Genomic DNA, 16463 nt, shown 5'->3' with positions numbered 1-16463 from the left:
AGGCAAGCACCTTCTGCTTGGCAGCAATCGACCGCGCACGATCGCACTGCGGTGCGCAACCGCGAACGGCCGCGACACCGCAGCGAGCGCACGGCGGCCGCCGTGCGCGGTCGCCATACCGGCGCCGACGCGTCACACTCGGCGCACGCCCGCAGCCAAGCCCGCCGCCATGAAACTCACTGCCCACGTTCTCGACGGCCATACCCTCGACGTGCGCCCGGCGCCGCGCGAGCGGCCGTGGATGGACCGTACCGACCAGCGCTACGCCTACCGCTGCCTGCCGCTGGACATCGCCAACGCGCACGGCTGGGAACTACTGTGCCAGAGCGGGTTCGAGGCCGAATGGAGCGGCGGCAACGCGCTCGACGCCATCCGCCTGCACCCCGACGCCGGCAGCCACGCGCCCGCGGTCAGCCATTTCGGCTACGGCGTGCTCACCTTCCACGTGCCCTGCCTGTTCCGCACAGAACCGGGCATGGACCTGTACGTGACCGCGCCAGTCAACCGGCCCAAGGACGGCATCGCCGGGCTGACCGGCCTGATCGAGACCGACTGGAGTCCGTACACCTTCACCATGAACTGGCAGTTCACCCGTCCGGGACGCGTGCGCTTCGACGCTGGCGAACCGTTCTGCCACTTCTTCCCGGTGCAGCGGCGGGTGCTGGCCGAGACCGAACCGCGCTGGCAGCCGCTGTCGCAGACGCCGGAACTGGAGCGCGACTATCAGGCCTGGATGCGCAGCCGCGGCCAGTTCCTGCAGGACCTGGAACAAGACGATCCAGAGGCCAAACGCGAAGGCTGGCAGCGCAGCTACTTCCGCGGGCCGGCGCCAGGGCAGTGTCCGGCTGGGGTCGAGCATCGGGTCAAATTGCGCTTGGCGCCATTCACCCGCGACGAGGACTGAGCTCGCTTCGGAGCATCGCCGAGGGGATGCCGCTGCCGATCCATGTGCCGAATGCGCTTCGATTCGGGTGTGAGCGGTTCGCTCGTGCAAGCGCCACTGCGCTGCGAACAACGACCATCCAAGGCGCTTTGCCCTTGTCATGCGCGACAGCCAGCCTCGAACCAAAGGCCGCGACGCTGACCGGCGTCGTCCGCTCCATCGCTGCGTTCGTCGCGGCTGAAGCCGCTCCTACAGAACGTGCGGTCGCGGGCTATGTGCACTGTAGGAGCGGCTTCAGCCGCGACCTCCGTCAAACATCGCCACCTCCCGCCGGTACGGTTGCAGCAAGCTGCCGCAACTGAAGATCCGACACCACCGAGAAGTTGCTTTCTCAACGCCGCCTCCGCACTACGCAATGGAAGGGCGGCTAATGACACCACTGCCGCTCGCACGGCACGCCGTCGTGGTTGCCATCCATCTGCACGCCAGGGCAGTTGCGCAGGAAATAGGTCGCTTCCTCGCATGAGGTCATCTGTGCGCAGTGGGTGCGTCCGTCGCACTGGAAGTGCTAAGCGGGTGCCGCTGCCGCGGGTATGGCCTGCGCTGTTGCTGTCGGTGTGGCCGGTGCAATGGAAGTGGGTGCAGTGGCCGCACTCGATGTCTTCGGCACGGCTACGCTCGGCGTCCGCGTCGGCGTGGCCGCGAAGCGCGGTGCAATCAGCAAATACGCACAGGCGCCAATGCCGATCACCAGCAGCACCGCGAGCACGCGGCCGAACGCGCTGCCGGAAGGTGCGTCAGCCGCGGCGCGGCGCGCTGGCGTGGTCGGAGCGCGCCCGGGGCGCATCACCCGTACCGCGCACAGCCGTCCTTCCACGTCCTTTTCCAGATCGAACGAAATCAACTCGCCGAGCCGCGGGCGTACGCCGTCGCGTGGGAACGCCGCGATGTGCACGAATACCTCGACATCGCCGCACGCCGAGCGCACGAAGCCGAAACCGCGCTCCTCGTTCCAGCAAGCCGACGACCGCGGCGTTGATTCCCGGCATCGCCGGTACTGCCCCATCGCCGGCGAACGGTGGCGGGGCACAGCACCGGCACCGGCACCGCGGCGCTACAACTGTCTACTCATTGCCTCGGAACAATCGGCTAGAGTCGAAATGGTCGAGCAACACGACGGATCGCACGACGGATCGCACGACGGATCGCACGATGGACGCGCATCCGCGTACGACGCCTTGGCTGGCCCCGCGCGGCAGCATCATCGCCCGCACCGCAGCATTCTCCCCCGATGCTGCCCGCCACGCCGGCGCGTTTGCTGTGCGCTCGACATCGTTGCAGCGCCATGGAGTGCATGCCGGGCGGGGTGTCTTGCCCCGCCTGGCGTGCGGCGGTTTGCTCAATGCCAGGAGCGTGAGGAAGTATCTGCTTAAAACGGATAGTTCCCCTGGCCCCGTTAGTTACTGGCCCCTTTGCGAAAGCATAGCCCAATCATTGCCAATCCAAAGCCAGCCAGAAGCACGAACATGGCATAGAGCACAAGCACGATCGCCCAGTATTGCAAGGGATCTTGCGCCAAGACGGCGTGGATATCTCCGGCGTACCTGCTATTGAAGCGGACATCACCAGACTGGAGCGCGGGGCGAAGTGCATAGCCCCCCAATGCGCCCAAGACCGATATGAAAGAGCCGCCGACAATGAAGATCAGCGGCCTGCGTTTCGCTGGCTTGAGTGTGCTTGCGATATATGCCGCTGCCAATGCAGCAAAAGGAAGGAACACGATCGTCATCCACATAAGCACTGCGCGATTCTCCTTTAATTTTGGCGTCTTCGCTGGACGCCAACTTCCCTGGGATGGATTGGCGACGTCCAGCCAATCCGCACCGTCGCTTCTTTTGCACATCACCGCTGCGCGCAAAAACCGAACACGCGACTCAGCCCCCCTCACCCCTTCCCCACTGGCAACACCACATCCATCAGCGTCGCATCTTCCGGGTCCGGGGTGGCCTTGAAGCCCAGGTGTTCGCACATGGCGAGCATGGTGCGGTTCTCGCGCAGCACCTGGCCTTCGACGACGTTGAGGCCGAGCCAGCCGGCGTATTCGATCATGATCCGCATCAGCTGCCAGCCGATGCCGTGGCCCTTGAGGTCGGAGCGGATCAGGATGCCGTATTCGCCGCGGTCGTAGTCGGCGTCGGCGTGCAGGCGCACCGCGCCGAGCATGTCGCCGGTCTTGGGTTCGATCGCCACCAGGGCGATCGAGCGGGCGTAGTCGAGCTGGGTCAGGCGGGCGATGAATTCATGGCTGAAGTGCTTCACCGCCTGGAAGAAGCGCAGGCGCAGGTCTTCGTCGGTGACGCGGGCGAAGAAGCTGCGGAACAGCGCGTCGTCTTCCGGGCGCACCGGGCGCACCAGGGCGGTGCCGCCGTCGTTGAGCGCGATGCGCCGCTCCCATTCCTTCGGATACGGGAAGATCGCGAAGCGCGGGTGGCCGCGGCCCTTGTGCAGGCGCCGCGACGGCGCCACCGCCACGCGCGCGTCCACTGCGATCACGCCGTCGCGGTCGGCCAGCAGCGGGTTGATGTCCAGCTCGCGGATCTCCGGCAGGTCGGCCGCCAGCTGCGCGAGCTTGACCAGCACCATCGCCACCGCGCGCTCGTCGGCCGCAGGCACGTCGCGGTAGGCCTTGAGGATGCGGCTGACGCGGGTGCGGCCGATCAGTTCGTGGGCCAGGCGCAGGTCCAGCGGCGGCAGCGCCAGCGCCTTGTCGTCGATCACTTCCACTGCGGTACCGCCGCGGCCGAACACGATCACCGGGCCGAAGGTGGGGTCGTCGGCGATGCCGGCGATCAGTTCGCGCGCCTTCGGCCGCAGCAGCGTGGGCTGCACCAGCACGCCGTCGATGCGTGCGTCGGGACGCGCGGCGCGCGCGCGGGCGAGGATGCCTTCGGCGGCATCCTGCACCGCATGCGCGCTGACCAGATTCAAACGCACGCCGTCCACGTCGGACTTGTGCGGGATGTCGGCCGAATGGATCTTCACCGCGACGGCCAGCCCCTCGGCCAGCATCGGCGCCGCAGCCAGCGCGGCGTCGGCGGCGCTGGCCGCGTGCACCACCGGCGCGGTGGGAATGCCGTAGGCGGCGAGCAGGCGGGTGGTGACCAGCGGGTCCAGCCAGGTCTGGCCGGCGGCCAGCGCGGCGTCGACGATGCCGCGCGCGGTAGACGCGTCGAACACGAAATCCTCGGGCAGGCTGGGCGGGGTCTCCATCAGCGCCGCCTGTGCTTCGCGGTAGCGCACCAGGTGCATGAAGCCGCGTACTGCGTCGGCCTCGGTGGCGTAGGTGGGAATGTGCGCGGTGTTGAGCGCGGCGGTGGCGCTTTCGTCGTTGCCGAGCCACACCGCGAACACCGGCTTGTCGCGATGATGGCGCGGGCGCAGGCCCAGGGTGCGGGTCAGCGCCTGCGCCGCGTCGGCGGAGGAGGTGAAGGCGGTCGGCACGTTGACCACCAGCACCGCATCGTTTTCCGGATCGGCCAGCAGCGCTTCGGCCGCGGCGGCGTAACGCTCGCCGTCGGCATCGACCACGATGTCCACCGGGTTGGCGTGCGACCACGCCTGCGGCAGCGCCTGCTCCAGGCGTTGCAGGGTCTGCGGCGACAACGCGGCCAGGGTGCCGCCGAGGTCGGCCAGCTTGTCCACCGCCAGGCGGCCGACGCCGCCGCCGTTGCTGAGGATCGCCAGGCGCCGGCCGGGGAAGGTGCTGAGCCGGCCCAGGGTCTCGGCCGCGGCGAACAGTTCGTCCAGCGCACGCACGCGCAGCAGGCCGGCGCGGGCGAAGGCGGCACCGTAGACCGCATCGGAACTGGCCAGCGCCTGCACGTGGGTGTCGGCATTGGGGTCGATGCGCAGCTGGCGGCCGGACTTCACCACCACCACCGGTTTGGCGCGCGCCGCGGCCCGCGCGGCGGACATGAACTTGCGTGCGTCGTGGATGTGTTCGACGTACAGCAGGATCGCGCGGGTGCGGTAGTCGGTGGCGAAATAGTCGAGCAGGTCGCCGAAGTCCACGTCCAGCGCATCGCCCAGCGACACCACCGCGGAGAAACCGACCGAGCGCGCCACGCCCCATTCCACCAGGGCGGCGGCGATGGCGCTGGATTCGGAGATCAGCGCCAGGTCGCCCGGCTGTGGGCAGTGCGCAGCGATGCTGGCGTTGAGCTTGGCGTGCGGGGCGATCACGCCCAGGCAATGCGGGCCGAGGATGCGCAGGCCCTTGGCGCGGGCCGCCGCTTCGACCCGCGCCGCGGCCGAGCCCGGGCCTTCGCCCAGGCCGGCGGTGAGGATGATCGCCGCGGCGACGCCGCGCCGCGCGGCGATGGCGACGATGCGCGGCACGATCCGCGCCGGCGCGGTGATGACCACCAGGTCCGGCACCCACGGCAGATCGGTGAGCCGGCGCACGGTGGGCACGCCATCGATCTCGCGGTAGCGCGGGCTGACCCAACCGATCTGCCCGGGAAAGCCGGCGGCGCGCAGGTTGCGCACCACCGCGCGCCCGGCCGAGCGCTCGCGCGGACTGCCGCCGACGATGGCGACCGAAGCGGGGCGGAACACGGACTGCAGGTGGTAGGTGCTCATGGCGGGCGCGGGGGGCAAGCGGTGCGCCAACGGTACACGGGTGATGCTGGCGTGGGGATGATCGGGGCATGCGCACGCGTGGCGACCAGCCATGTTCCGGCCTCGGCGGATGCGGCAAGGGCAGTAGATTGCGGCGTCCACGCGTCGGGGGTGAAGCCACGCCCACGCTGCTTCCTTGGCCTATCGCAGGGATTTCGCGGGTGGCTGCTGCCCTTCTTGTAGCGGGGGCTTCTTCAGTCCCGACGGACACTGAAACCTGCCATCGGCGCCGCTACGCTCGTCGCGACGGAAGTCGCTCCTACAACGGCGTGCAGATAGCCGGTTGGGTGCACTGTAGGAGCGGCTTCAGCCGCGACACCTTCCGAAGCCGGAAGGCCCGCCACTACGCTCGTCGCGGCTGAAGTCGCTCCCACAAGGGCGTCCGCAGCGCAGTCGCGCTACGAGCTCTTTTGTGGAAGGGACGTCAGTCCCGACTGCAGCCAGCACTGATCGCCACGGATGGCCCAAGGCCACCCGCGTCGCTCGGCGCAGCGCCGGTCAGCGCTTCGCCCCGGCGCGCCTGGTCGCGGCCGCCGGCGCCTTCTTCGCCACCGGCTTGCTCGCTTTCGCGGCACTCGACGTGGCGGCCTTGCTGGGTGCGGCCGCCTTCCTGCCCGCTGTCTTCTTCGCCGATGCGACCGCTTTGCTCGGCGAAGCGGCCTGGCTGGACTTGCCGGCGGCGGCCGCCTTGGCCTTGGAAGCGGCAGGCCTGGCCTTGGACACGGCAGGCTTGGCCGCCGCCGAACGCTTCGCCGGCGCGGCGGGCTTGGCGTCGGCACTGCCTTCCGCTGGGCGCCGCGGCGGCGGCCGGCGGCCGGCGGTCAGGGTGCGCCAGCTGTGGCCGCCGTTGAGCGCGAGCAGTGCGTCTGCGGCGGCCGGGCCGGCGCTGCCGGCCGGGTATTGCGCCACTTCGTCGGCCGAGGCCTGCCAGGCATCCAGGATCGGCTGCACGATGCGCCAGGCGGCTTCGACCATCGTCGCATCCTGGAACAGACCGGCCTCGCCATGCATGCAGTCCTGCAGCAAGCGCTCGTAGCCGACCGAGTATTCCTTCGGGAACCAGTCGCGGTAGCGGAAGTCCATGCGCACCGGCGCCAGGCTGACCCGCGCGCCCGGGCGCTTGACGTCGAACTGCAGCGAGATGCCTTCGTCGGGCTGGATGTGCAGCACCAGCCAGTCGGGACCGTAGCCGCCGATCTCGGCGCTGCGCAGCGGCGCCAGCGGCGCCGGCTTGAAGCGGATCGCGATCTCGGTGGTGCGCTCGCGCAGGCGCTTGCCGGTGCGCAAGTAGAACGGCACGCCGGCCCAGCGCCAGGTATCCACCTGCAGCTTCATCGCCACATAGGTCTCGGTGTTGGAATCAGCCGGCACCGTGTCTTCCTCGCGGTAGCCGGGCACCGCGTTGCGCCCGATCGCGCCGGCCGCGTACTGGCCGCGCACCACATCGGACGCGGCCAGCGGCCGCACCGCCTCGATCACCTCGGCGCGCCGGCGCAGCATTGAGGCCGGAGTGAACGCCGCCGGCGGTTCCATCGCGATCATCGCCAGCAACTGGAACAGGTGGTTGGGCACCATGTCGCGCAGGCAACCGGTGGGATCGTAGAAACCGCCGCGCCCTTCCACGCCGATGGTCTCGGCGGCGGTGATTTGCACGTGGTCGATGCGGTCGCGGTTCCACACCGGCTCGAACAGGCCGTTGGCGAAGCGGAAGGCGAGGATGTTCTGCACCGTTTCCTTGCCCAGGAAATGGTCGATGCGGAACACCTGGTCCTCGTCGAGCACGCGGCCAACGATGACGTTGAGCTCCTTGGCGCTTTGCAGGTCGTGACCGAACGGCTTCTCCACGATCACCCGGCGCCAGCCGCCGCCGGCGGTCTGCTTGACCAGCCCGGCCGCGCCCAGATGCTCGATCGCCGGGGCGAAGAAGCGTGCCGCGGTGGCCAGGTAGAACAGCACGTTGCCGCAGGTCTGGTACTGCGCGTCGTATTTTTCGATCACCTCGCCCAGCGCGCGATAGGTCGCCGCATCGGCGAAATCGCCGCGCAGGTAATGCAGGCGCGTGCGCAGCCAGGTCCACACGTCTTCGTCCAGGCCGTCGGCCTTGAACTCGGCGTCGCGGTCGGCCATCAGCCCGTGCAGTGCGTTGCCGAGCATGCGCCGCCAGCTGTTCTCGCTGATGTCGCCGTGGTCCACGCCGATCACCGCGAACTGTTCGGGCAATGCGCCGCTGCGGCGCAGGTTGTACAGCGCCGGCAGCACCAGGCGCCGGGTCAGGTCGCCGCGCGCGCCGAACACCACGATCAGGCAGGGCGGAGTGGCTGGTGTCGCATCGCTCATGAATGGGGTTCCTGTTCGCCGAGTAAGCCATGCAGGCGCAACGCGGCGTGGACCAGGGCCACGTGCGAGTACCCCTGCGGAAAATTGCCGAGCATGCGGCCGCTGCGCGGAGCGTATTCTTCGGCCAGCAGGCCGACGTCGTTGCACAGGCCGAGCAGGCGCTCGAACAGCGTGCGCGCCTGCGCCATGCGCCCGAGCAGCGCGTAGTTCTCCACCAGCCAGAAGCTGCAGGCGATGAAGATGCCCTCGCCGGCCGGCAGGCCGTCGCCGCTGTCGTCGTCGGCGCGGTAGCGCTCGACCAGGCCGTCGATGCTCAGCCGTTGGGCGATCGCATCGGCGGTGGCCGCCACGCGCGGATCGTCCGCCGGCAGGAAGCCGACCAGCGGGATCAGCAGCGTCGCCGCGTCCAGCCGATCGCTGCCGTAGCTCTGCACGAAATAGCCGTCCGGGTGCACGCCCTGCTCCAGCACCTGCGCACGCACTTCGTCGGCCAGCGCGCGCCAGTGCGCGCGTTGCGCGGCGTCGGCGTCGGTGACCCCGTCGCGCGCGCCGCAGTCGAACGCCAGCCACGCCATCACCTTGGAATGCACGAAATGGCGGCGCTGGTCGCGGATTTCCCAGATGCCTTCGTCCGGCTCGCGCCAGCGCTGCTCCAGCACTTCCAGCAGCTGCCGCGCCAGCGAGCGGCCATGCGCCGCGGTGGCCATGCCTTCGTGGTGGCCGCGATGGAACGCGGCGATCACCTCGCCGTACACGTCCAGTTGGAACTGGCCGGCGGCGGCATTGCCCACGCGCACCGGCAGCGCGCCTTCGTAGCCGGGCAGCCAGTCCACTTCCCATTCGGGCATGCGCCGCTCGCCGCCGATGCCGTACAGCGCCTGCAACTGGTCGGGCGAGCCTGCCACGGTGCGCTGCAGCCAGCCGTGGAACGCGGCCGCTTCGTCGGAATAACCGGCGGCGTGCAGCGCGGTCAGGGTGAACACCGCATCGCGCAGCCAGCAGAAGCGGTAGTCCCAGTTGCGCTCGCCGCCGAGCCGTTCCGGCAGCGAGGTGGTGGGCGAGGCGACGATCGCGCCGGTGGGCAGGTAGCTCAAACCCTTCAGCACCACCAGCGAGCGCCGCACCGCCTCGGTCCACGGGCCGGCCTGCACGCAGCGGTGCGACCAGCCATGCCAGAACGCCTCGGTCTGCGCCAGCGCCTGTTCCGGCGCCAGCGGCGGCGGCAGCTCCAGGTGCGAGGCGCCGTGGCTGAGCACGAACCAGGTGCTCTCGCCCGCCTCCAGGGTGAAGTCCGCTTCGGTGGCGAAGCCGTGGCCATGCATCGGCTGCGGGCTGCGCAGCGCGATCTGGTCCGGGCCGGCGATCGCCTGCAGGCCGCCGTCGATCTGCGACACCCAGGGGATGGTGCGGCCGTAGTTGAAACGCAGCTGCAGTTGCATGCGCAGCGGCACGCGCCCGCGCAGCCCGCGCAGCCCGCGCACGATGCGCACCACGTGGTTGTGCACGTCGTCGTCTTGGCTGGCGACCATGAAGTCCAGCACCGCCACGGCGCCGTCGTCGGTCTCGAACTCGGTTTCCAGCACCAGGCTGCCGTCGCGGTAATGGCGCGTGCTGCGGAAGTCGCCGAGCGGCGCGATCGACCAGCGGCCGTGCTCCGGGGTGCCCAGCAGCGCGGCGAACAGCGCGTCGGAATCGAAGCGCGGCAGGCATAGCCAGTCGATCGAGCCGTGCTTGTCCACCAACGCCGCGCTGCGGCAGTTGCCGAGCATGGCGTAATCCTCGATGCGTGCTGCCATCACGTCTGCCGTTCGATCAAAACGCGAGTCTGCCAGCGCCTGTGTTTGCTTCCCGTAAGTGCCGCCGGCCGGCGCCGGCACGCGCAGGCGCGTCGGCGCCGGCTACACTGCCCCGGCGTATGAATGCCCATCCCGCTGCTGCCGCCCTGCGCGTCCTGGTCCTGGAAGACGATCCGATGCTGCGCGAGCGCATCCTGATTCCCGGCCTGCGCCGTTTCGGCTTCGACCCCCACGGCTGCGGCTGCGGCGCCGAACTGCAGGCGCAACTGCGGGCCGATCCCGCCGACATCGTGGTGCTCGACGTCGGCCTGCCCGATACCGACGGCTTCACCGTGGCCCGCGACTTGCGCCAACGGTATTCCGGCATCGGCATCGTCATGCTGACCAGCCTGGGCCAGACCGAGGACCGGGTGCGCGGACTCACCGGCGGTGCCGATGCCTACCTGGCCAAGCCGGTGGAGATCGACCTGCTGGCGGCGACCCTGCACAGCCTGACCCGGCGCCTGGGCGGCGCGGCAGCGCAACCGGTCCGCGGACGCTGGCAGCTCAGCGAAGACGGCTGGTGCCTGCTGGCCCCGTCCGGCGTGGCCGCCGCGCTGACCGCGAGCGAGCGCCGCCTGTGCCAACGGCTGCTCGACCAGCCCGGCCTGCTGGTCGCGCGCGAGGCGCTGATCGCGGCGCTGACCGATCGCGTGTACGACTTCGACGCGCACCGCCTCGACTCGATGGTGCACCGGCTGCGCAGCAAGGCGCAGCGCCGCTGCGACGTCGCCCTGCCGCTGACGGCGGTGCACGGCAAGGGCTACATCTTCGATCCGTCCGGCTGAGCGGCGGCCACGCCCGCAACGCCGGCCGCCGCGGCCGCGCACGGCAAGGCGATGCGGAAGCGCGTACCCACGCCCGGTTCGCTGTGCACCTGGATGCGGCCGCCGGCGCGCACCACCAGGTCGTGCACCACCGCCAGGCCGAGCCCGGTGCCGCTGTCGGCGGGCTTGGTGCTGTAGAACGGCTCGAACACGCGCGCCATCACGTCCGCGTGCATGCCCTGGCCGTCGTCGGCGATCTCGATGATGGTCCACGGCGCGTCGCTGCGCACGGCGATGTCGAGATGACCGCGCTCGGCGATGGCGTCGCGGCTGTTGCTGGCCAGGTTGAGCAGCATCAGTTCGAACTGGCTGCGATCCAGGTGGATCGGCGCCGGCGTCGCCGGCAAGGCGCAGCGCAGCACGATGCGTGCTTCCAGCAGTTGCCGCAGCATCGGCTGCAGCGCCTCGATGGCGGCCGCGGCGTCGAAATCCTCGGCCTGCTCGCCATCGCGGCGGCTGAAGCGCAGCAGCCGGCGAATGATGGCCATGCCGCGCCGCGCCGATTCCTCCACCGACGCCAGGCTGTCTTCCAGCAGCGCGATGCGCGCGCCGTCGCTGCCGGCGTCGTCGTCGTGGCGCGTGGCGGAGAAGCCGACGATCACCGCCAGCACGTTGTTGAAATCGTGCGCCAGGCCGCCAGCCATGCGCTCGACGATCTCGCGCTTCTGCGCATGGATCAGCTGCGCCTGCGCGCGTTCGCGCGCCAGCATTTCCTGCTGCAGGCGATGGCCGCGCGCATTGGATTCGCGCAGGCTCTCGCGTAATGCTTCGGTGGTGCGATCCAGCAGCAGGGTCACCAGCAGATAGCTGAACAGCACCGACGGCAGGTTGTAGAACGCACGCGCCGGCTCGTCGACGAATTCCAGCAGCGCATCGTGGCCCACGCCCAGGCCCAGCATCAGCAGCAGCGCGCCGAAGGTGATCCACAGCGCGCGGCGCCCGAGCACCAGCCCGGCCAGGATCAACACCAGCATCTGCGCCAGCTGATCCGGCAACTGCCGCTGCAGGCCGTTGACCGCGGCATTGACCAGCAGCGACGCCAGCATCGCGGCCAACAGCAAGCCGACGCCCCCGCGCAGCGCGCCGCGGCGCACGCGCACGAAGCCGATGGTGGCGCACACCGCGATCAGCAGGCTCATCGCCAGCGACACCACCAGGCCCGGCGGCACCGCACGGCCCCGCAGCTGCGGCCAGGCGAGCGTCACCGCGACCGCGAACGTGGCCGGGATGGTGATCGCCAGGAACAGCAACAACAGCTGGATCACGCGCACGTTGCGCCGGTCCACCTCGTCCACGACCGGCGCCCGATCGAACCAATTCAATAACGCCCTCACCATTCGACTGCGCTCCCCATCCCACCTCGCTCGGTGAGAACCCGGTGATGATCGTGCGAGAAGTTGCGGGTGACAAGCAAATGACGCGGCGCATAAGTTCGCTGCACGGAGCGCGCCCGGGGTCAGCGGCGCATCCCAAGACCACCGATACCGAAGCGGCGCGCTTGCGCGCCGCTGACGTCGCCTCCTTGCCTCCTTTCCATTCGCCTCTGCACTGAGAGATCGCCATGAACGCATGCACGCCCATACGCGGCACCGCCGCCTATCGCCCGATCCGCCATGCCGCGCCCGCCGTTTCGCGCACCGGCACCCGTAGCGCGCTGGCGCTTGCCTGCGCGCTGTGCCTGGCCACATCGTCGCTGGCGCAGGCCGCCACTGCCCCGGCAGCGGTCTCGGCCACCACGCCGGCAACGACCGCCGATGCAGTGCCGACCGACGCGAACGCGGTGCCAGCGGATGCGAGCGCCGACACCGCCCTTTACTTCAAGGCCACCGGCAGCGACAGCAGCAACGCTGGCGCCTACGCCGACGGCGAGGAGACGCTGGCCGCCGGCGAGGCCGCCTCGGCGGTCGGCACCGGCACCGTCGCGTTTGGCGCAGGCGCGGTCAGCTATGGCAAACAGGCGCTGGCCGTGGGCCACAACAGCCTGGCCAACGAAGTCTCCACCACCGCCGTCGGCGGCATGCTCGACCTGGACTTCTCCTCCCAGCCCTCCGGGGCGGTCATCCTGCAGCAGACGTCCGCCTCGGGCATGGCCGCGACCGCGCTGGGTGCCGGCGCCCAGGCCAGCGGCAAGTACAACGTGGCCGCCGGTGCCGGCGCGATCGCCAGCGATCGCTCCAGCGTCGCCATCGGCGGCATCGTCGACGTGGGCGAAGACAGCTTAAGCGCGGCAGGGATACAGTTGAAGGCCACCCAGGCCACCGGCCCGCTGTCCACCGCGGTCGGCAGCGGTGCGATGGCCAGCGCCTACAGTTCCACCGCGATCGGCACGCAGGCCGAGGCCAGTTCCGAACGCACCCTCGCGGTCGGCCAGGGTGCCACCGCCAACCACTATGCTGCGGTCGCCCTGGGCGCGCAGACGCAGGCGACCGGCGAATGGGCCCTCGCCGTGGGCAATGGCGCGCGGGCGCTGAGCGATCGCGGCGTGGCCGTCGGCCCGCAGGCCTTAGCACAGGGGGAAAACGCCACCGCCGTCGGGCAGGCCGCATTTGCGCTGGGGCAGGACTCTGCCGCCATCGGCAGCGGCTCCTGGGCCGGCGGCACCCGCAGCATCGCGATCGGCAAGGCGATGGTCTGGAACGGCGATTTCTTTGGCGACACCCCGATCCTCTTCAACGACGGCATCGCCATGGGCACCGGTGCGGATGTCCATGGCGATCAGTCGATCGCGATCGGCGCCGGTGCGCGGGTAGGCAACTCCGCCTTCGTCAACAATGCGCAGTTGATCACCAACAACAGTGTGGCGCTGGGTTCCGGCTCGGTCGCCGAGCGCGACAACACCGTGTCCATCGGCCACGCCGGCGCCGAGCGCCAACTCACCAACCTGGCCGCCGGCACCGCGGATACCGATGCGGTCAACCTGGCGCAGCTGCGCGGCGTGGCCAGCGCGTTCGGTGGCGGCAGCACGGTGGACGCCAACGGCAAGCTGATCGGCGGCAGCTATCTGGTACAGGGCACGCGCTATCACGACCTGGGCTCGGCGATGGGCGCGTTCGACACGGCACTGACCGGCTTCGGCACCCGCATCAACGCCATCGCCAATGCTGGCTCTGGCCAAGGGGTCAGCATCGGCGGCGGCGACGTCACGCCCTCCAGCGCCGGCACCGGCACCAACGCGGTGGCCGTCGGCTCCGGCGCCACCGCCAATGGCCACAACGGTCTGGCGATGGGCGCCAAATCGCTGGCCTACGGCCCCAACGACACCGCGATCGGCGCCAACGCCAAGGTCAACGCCGACGGCAGCACCGCGGTCGGCGCCAATGCCCGCATCGCCGCGGTCGCCACCAATGCGGTCGCGCTAGGCGAAGGCGCCAGCGTCAGCACCGCGTCCGGCACCGCGCTCGGCCAGGGCGCGTCGGTCACCGCCAGCAATGCGGTCGCCCTGGGCCAGGGCTCGGTCGCCGACCGCGCCAACACGGTCTCGGTCGGCAGCGGCGGCAACGAGCGCCAGATCGCCAACGTCGCCGCCGGCAGCGCCGGCACCGACGCGGCCAACGTGGCGCAGATGCGTTCCGGCGACAGCGCCACGTTGAGCAGCGCCAACGCCTACACCAACACCCGCGTCACCGCGCTCGACGACAGCTTCAACCAGCTGCGGACCGATACCGAGCACCGCCTGGACGGCATGGACCGGCGCATGGATCGGCTGGGCGCGATGAGCGCGGCGATGCTCAACATGGCGATCAACGCCGCCGGCACGCAGAGCGCGCGCGGGCGCGTGTCGCTCGGCGCCGGCTTCCAGGGCGGCGAGCAGGCGCTGTCGATCGGCTACGCCAAGAAGCTCGGCACGCGCGCCTCGTTCAGCCTGGGCGGCTCGTTCAGCGGCAGCGATTCCTCTGCCGGCATCGGCGTGGGCGTGGACCTGTGATCGCACACGGGGCGCAACCCGCCGTACGTTTCTTCTCTTACTTCTCGTTTCTCTAAGGATCTGCAGATGATTTCCTCCGACAAACTCGCCGCCGCCCTCGCCGCCGCCCTCGCCGTCGGCAGCGCCCACGCCGCCACGCCGACCATCGGCCTGGGTGGCGTGCACGACGCGGTTGCGCAATCCACACAGACCGCGAACCCGGGCCAGCGCTTCATCGTCAAGACCGTCGCCACCGGCAACCAGGCCCGGCGCCTGCTCGACGGCACCCTGTCCAGCGCCATGTCGCGCAGCAGCCTGCAGCAGGCCAAAGCGGCCAGCAACGACATGCCGGCGCAAGCTGCGGTCAGTGCCAAGGTGCTGCGCGAAATGGCGGTGCCGGGCTGGCACGTGGTGCAGACCTCGCGTCCCCTCAACGAGAGCGAACGTGATGCATTCGTCGCCGAACTCAAGGCCGATCCTTCCGTGGTTTCGGTGCAGGTCGACCGGCTATACCAACGCCTGGACGAACCCAGCGTGGCCCTGCCGCGCGCAGCAGCGACCGCGACGGGGGCCGCGACAGCGCCGAACGATCCGGCCTACGCCAAGTTGCAGTGGAATTTCCACGATCCGGTCGGCGGGGTGAATGCCGAGCAGGCCTGGACCCGCTCCACCGGTAAGGGCGTGGTGGTGGCGGTAGTCGATACCGGCGTGGCCAAGGACAACCCGGACCTGGCCGCCAATGTGCTGCCCGGCTACGACATGATCAGCGACCATCGCATCTCGCGCCGCGACAAGGACGGACGCGCAGCGGGCGGTTTCGACCTGGGCGACTGGGTCGACGTCGACTACTGCAAGCCCCTGCAGGGTGGGTCAGGCAATCCGGCACATGCCAGCTCCTGGCACGGCAGCCATGTCTCCGGCACCATTGCCCAGGTCACCAACAACAACCTGGCCACCGCCGGCCTGGCCCACGACGCCAAGATCCTGCCGGTGCGCGTGCTCGGCGCGTGCGGCGGCTTCAGCAGCGACATCGCCGACGGCATGCTGTGGGCGGCAGGGTTGCCGGTGGACGGCCTGCCGACCAACCCGAATCCGGCCGAAGTGATCAACATGAGCCTCGGCAGCGACGGACCGGTGAGCTGCCCGCAGCTGTACCAGGACGCGATCGACAAGATCAACGCCGCCGGCAGCATCATCGTGGTCGCTGCCGGCAATTCCAACGCCGACGCCAGCACCTACACCATGGCGTCCTGCAACGGCGTGATCAGCGTCGGCGCCACGCGCATCAACGGCGGCCGCGCCAGCTACTCCAGCTACGGCACGCGCGTGGACATCGCCGCGCCCGGTGGCGGCGAAAGCGTCGACGGCAATCCGAACGGCTACATCTTCCAGGTGGTCAATGGCAGTACGCAAGGTCCGACCGGCGACTGGAAGATCGGCGGCATGGCCGGCACCTCGATGGCCTCGCCGCACGTGGCCGCGGCGGTGGCGATGGTGCAGAGCGTGGTCAAGACGCCGCTCACCTGGAGCAGCATGCGCGACCTGCTGCGCGCCAGCGCACGTCCGTTCCCGGTGGCGATCCCGACCAGCACGCCGATCGGCGCCGGCATCCTGGACATCGACATGCTGCTGCAGATGGCGACGACACCGCCATGCAACCCATCGGACACCAGTTGCGTACCGCCGACCAAGACCCTTAGCAACAAGTCCGAACTGCGCGGCCTCGGCAGCCAGGGCGGCGACGGGCTGTACAGCTTCCAGGCCGAAGCCGGCAAGCCGGTGACCTTCATGACCTTCGGCGGCACCGGCAACGTCGCGCTCTACGCCGCGGCCGGCAAGGCGCCGACCAGCAGCAGCTACGACGCGCGCTCGGTGCGGGCCGGCACCACCCAGACGATCCGCATCACCCCGTCCAGCGCAGGCACGTATTACCTGCGCATGTCCGGCAGTTACGGCGGTCTGACCCTGGTGGTGCGGCAGTAAGGCAAGCGGCGGCG

General features: G+C 69.8%; 11 protein-coding genes. 4 read left to right on the top strand and 7 right to left on the bottom strand.

Annotation, left to right across the window (positions count from 1 at the left end; all coding sequences use genetic code 11):
• The first annotated feature begins 169 nt into the window (after nucleotides 1-169).
• Entirely contained in the window at nucleotides 170-904 is a 735-nt protein-coding gene (locus tag ISN38_RS10945; RefSeq protein ID WP_003469217.1) for a DUF6065 family protein, read from the top strand.
• A 406-nt stretch (nucleotides 905-1310) separates the two neighbouring features.
• Here ISN38_RS10945 and ISN38_RS20700 read toward each other — a convergent pair whose 3' ends face one another.
• From ISN38_RS20700 to ISN38_RS10920, 6 genes are all read right to left on the bottom strand, one after another.
• Entirely contained in the window at nucleotides 1311-1415 is a 105-nt protein-coding gene (locus ISN38_RS20700; RefSeq protein WP_316605227.1) for an excalibur calcium-binding domain-containing protein, read from the bottom strand.
• A 36-nt stretch (nucleotides 1416-1451) separates the two neighbouring features.
• Nucleotides 1452-1973: a cold shock domain-containing protein gene (locus ISN38_RS10940; RefSeq protein WP_314733717.1), complete on the bottom strand. Its 522-nt coding sequence runs from the start codon at nucleotides 1971-1973 to the stop codon at nucleotides 1452-1454.
• Nucleotides 1974-2339: 366 nt separating this feature from the next.
• Nucleotides 2340-2672, bottom strand: coding sequence for a hypothetical protein (locus tag ISN38_RS10935; protein WP_141696065.1), 333 nt, complete (start codon nucleotides 2670-2672; stop codon nucleotides 2340-2342).
• A 155-nt stretch (nucleotides 2673-2827) separates the two neighbouring features.
• Nucleotides 2828-5524 (bottom strand): bifunctional acetate--CoA ligase family protein/GNAT family N-acetyltransferase, encoded by a 2697-nt coding sequence (locus ISN38_RS10930; RefSeq protein WP_047325457.1) that lies wholly within the window; start codon nucleotides 5522-5524, stop codon nucleotides 2828-2830.
• 537 nt (nucleotides 5525-6061) lie between these two features.
• Nucleotides 6062-7900 carry a glucose-6-phosphate dehydrogenase gene (zwf, locus tag ISN38_RS10925; RefSeq protein ID WP_003469205.1) on the bottom strand — a complete coding sequence of 613 codons (1839 nt, stop codon included), beginning with the start codon at nucleotides 7898-7900 and terminating at the stop codon, nucleotides 6062-6064.
• Complete coding sequence (locus ISN38_RS10920) at nucleotides 7897-9696, bottom strand: glycoside hydrolase family 15 protein (protein WP_206711799.1); 1800 nt, start codon at nucleotides 9694-9696, stop codon at nucleotides 7897-7899. Before ISN38_RS10920 ends, zwf begins: the two co-directional genes overlap by 4 nt.
• 119 nt (nucleotides 9697-9815) lie before the next feature.
• On the opposite strand from ISN38_RS10920, the gene ISN38_RS10915 reads away from it, so the two are divergent.
• A complete protein-coding gene (locus ISN38_RS10915) occupies nucleotides 9816-10523 on the top strand; it encodes a response regulator transcription factor (RefSeq protein WP_003469200.1) in 708 nt (235 codons plus the stop codon).
• On the opposite strand, the gene ISN38_RS10910 is transcribed toward ISN38_RS10915, so the two are convergent.
• The gene (locus ISN38_RS10910) at nucleotides 10499-11884 is read right to left on the bottom strand and encodes a sensor histidine kinase (RefSeq protein WP_003469197.1); all 1386 of its coding nucleotides are present in this window, start codon (nucleotides 11882-11884) and stop codon (nucleotides 10499-10501) included. The genes ISN38_RS10915 and ISN38_RS10910 overlap by 25 nt on opposite strands.
• A gap of 239 nt (nucleotides 11885-12123) precedes the next feature.
• Here ISN38_RS10910 and ISN38_RS20585 point away from each other — a divergent pair, with 239 nt between their 5' ends.
• Both ISN38_RS20585 and ISN38_RS10900 read left to right on the top strand, forming a co-directional pair.
• The gene (locus ISN38_RS20585; protein ID WP_058359764.1) at nucleotides 12124-14487 is read left to right on the top strand and encodes a YadA family autotransporter adhesin; all 2364 of its coding nucleotides are present in this window, start codon (nucleotides 12124-12126) and stop codon (nucleotides 14485-14487) included.
• A 66-nt stretch (nucleotides 14488-14553) separates the two neighbouring features.
• The gene (locus ISN38_RS10900; protein WP_047325460.1) at nucleotides 14554-16449 is read left to right on the top strand and encodes a S8 family peptidase; all 1896 of its coding nucleotides are present in this window, start codon (nucleotides 14554-14556) and stop codon (nucleotides 16447-16449) included.
• The last annotated feature ends 14 nt before the right edge of the window (nucleotides 16450-16463 follow it).

Origin of the sequence: Xanthomonas translucens pv. undulosa, from assembly GCF_017301775.1 — a bacterium.
GTDB lineage: Bacteria > Pseudomonadota > Gammaproteobacteria > Xanthomonadales > Xanthomonadaceae > Xanthomonas_A > Xanthomonas_A translucens.
The sequence above is the reverse complement of the archived record's forward strand: the minus strand, read 5'-3'. Positions and strand labels throughout refer to the sequence as shown.

Coding starts and splice junctions, on each gene's coding strand:
- ISN38_RS20700 (WP_316605227.1), bottom strand. CDS start 1,415: ATGACCTCATGCGAGGAAGCGACCTATTTCCTGCGCAACTGCCCTGGC.
- zwf (WP_003469205.1), bottom strand. CDS start 7,900: ATGAGCGATGCGACACCAGCCACTCCGCCCTGCCTGATCGTGGTGTTC.
- ISN38_RS10945 (WP_003469217.1), top strand. CDS start 170: ATGAAACTCACTGCCCACGTTCTCGACGGCCATACCCTCGACGTGCGC.
- ISN38_RS10920 (WP_206711799.1), bottom strand. CDS start 9,696: ATGGCAGCACGCATCGAGGATTACGCCATGCTCGGCAACTGCCGCAGC.
- ISN38_RS10900 (WP_047325460.1), top strand. CDS start 14,554: ATGATTTCCTCCGACAAACTCGCCGCCGCCCTCGCCGCCGCCCTCGCC.
- ISN38_RS10930 (WP_047325457.1), bottom strand. CDS start 5,524: ATGAGCACCTACCACCTGCAGTCCGTGTTCCGCCCCGCTTCGGTCGCC.
- ISN38_RS10915 (WP_003469200.1), top strand. CDS start 9,816: ATGAATGCCCATCCCGCTGCTGCCGCCCTGCGCGTCCTGGTCCTGGAA.
- ISN38_RS10935 (WP_141696065.1), bottom strand. CDS start 2,672: ATGACGATCGTGTTCCTTCCTTTTGCTGCATTGGCAGCGGCATATATC.
- ISN38_RS20585 (WP_058359764.1), top strand. CDS start 12,124: ATGAACGCATGCACGCCCATACGCGGCACCGCCGCCTATCGCCCGATC.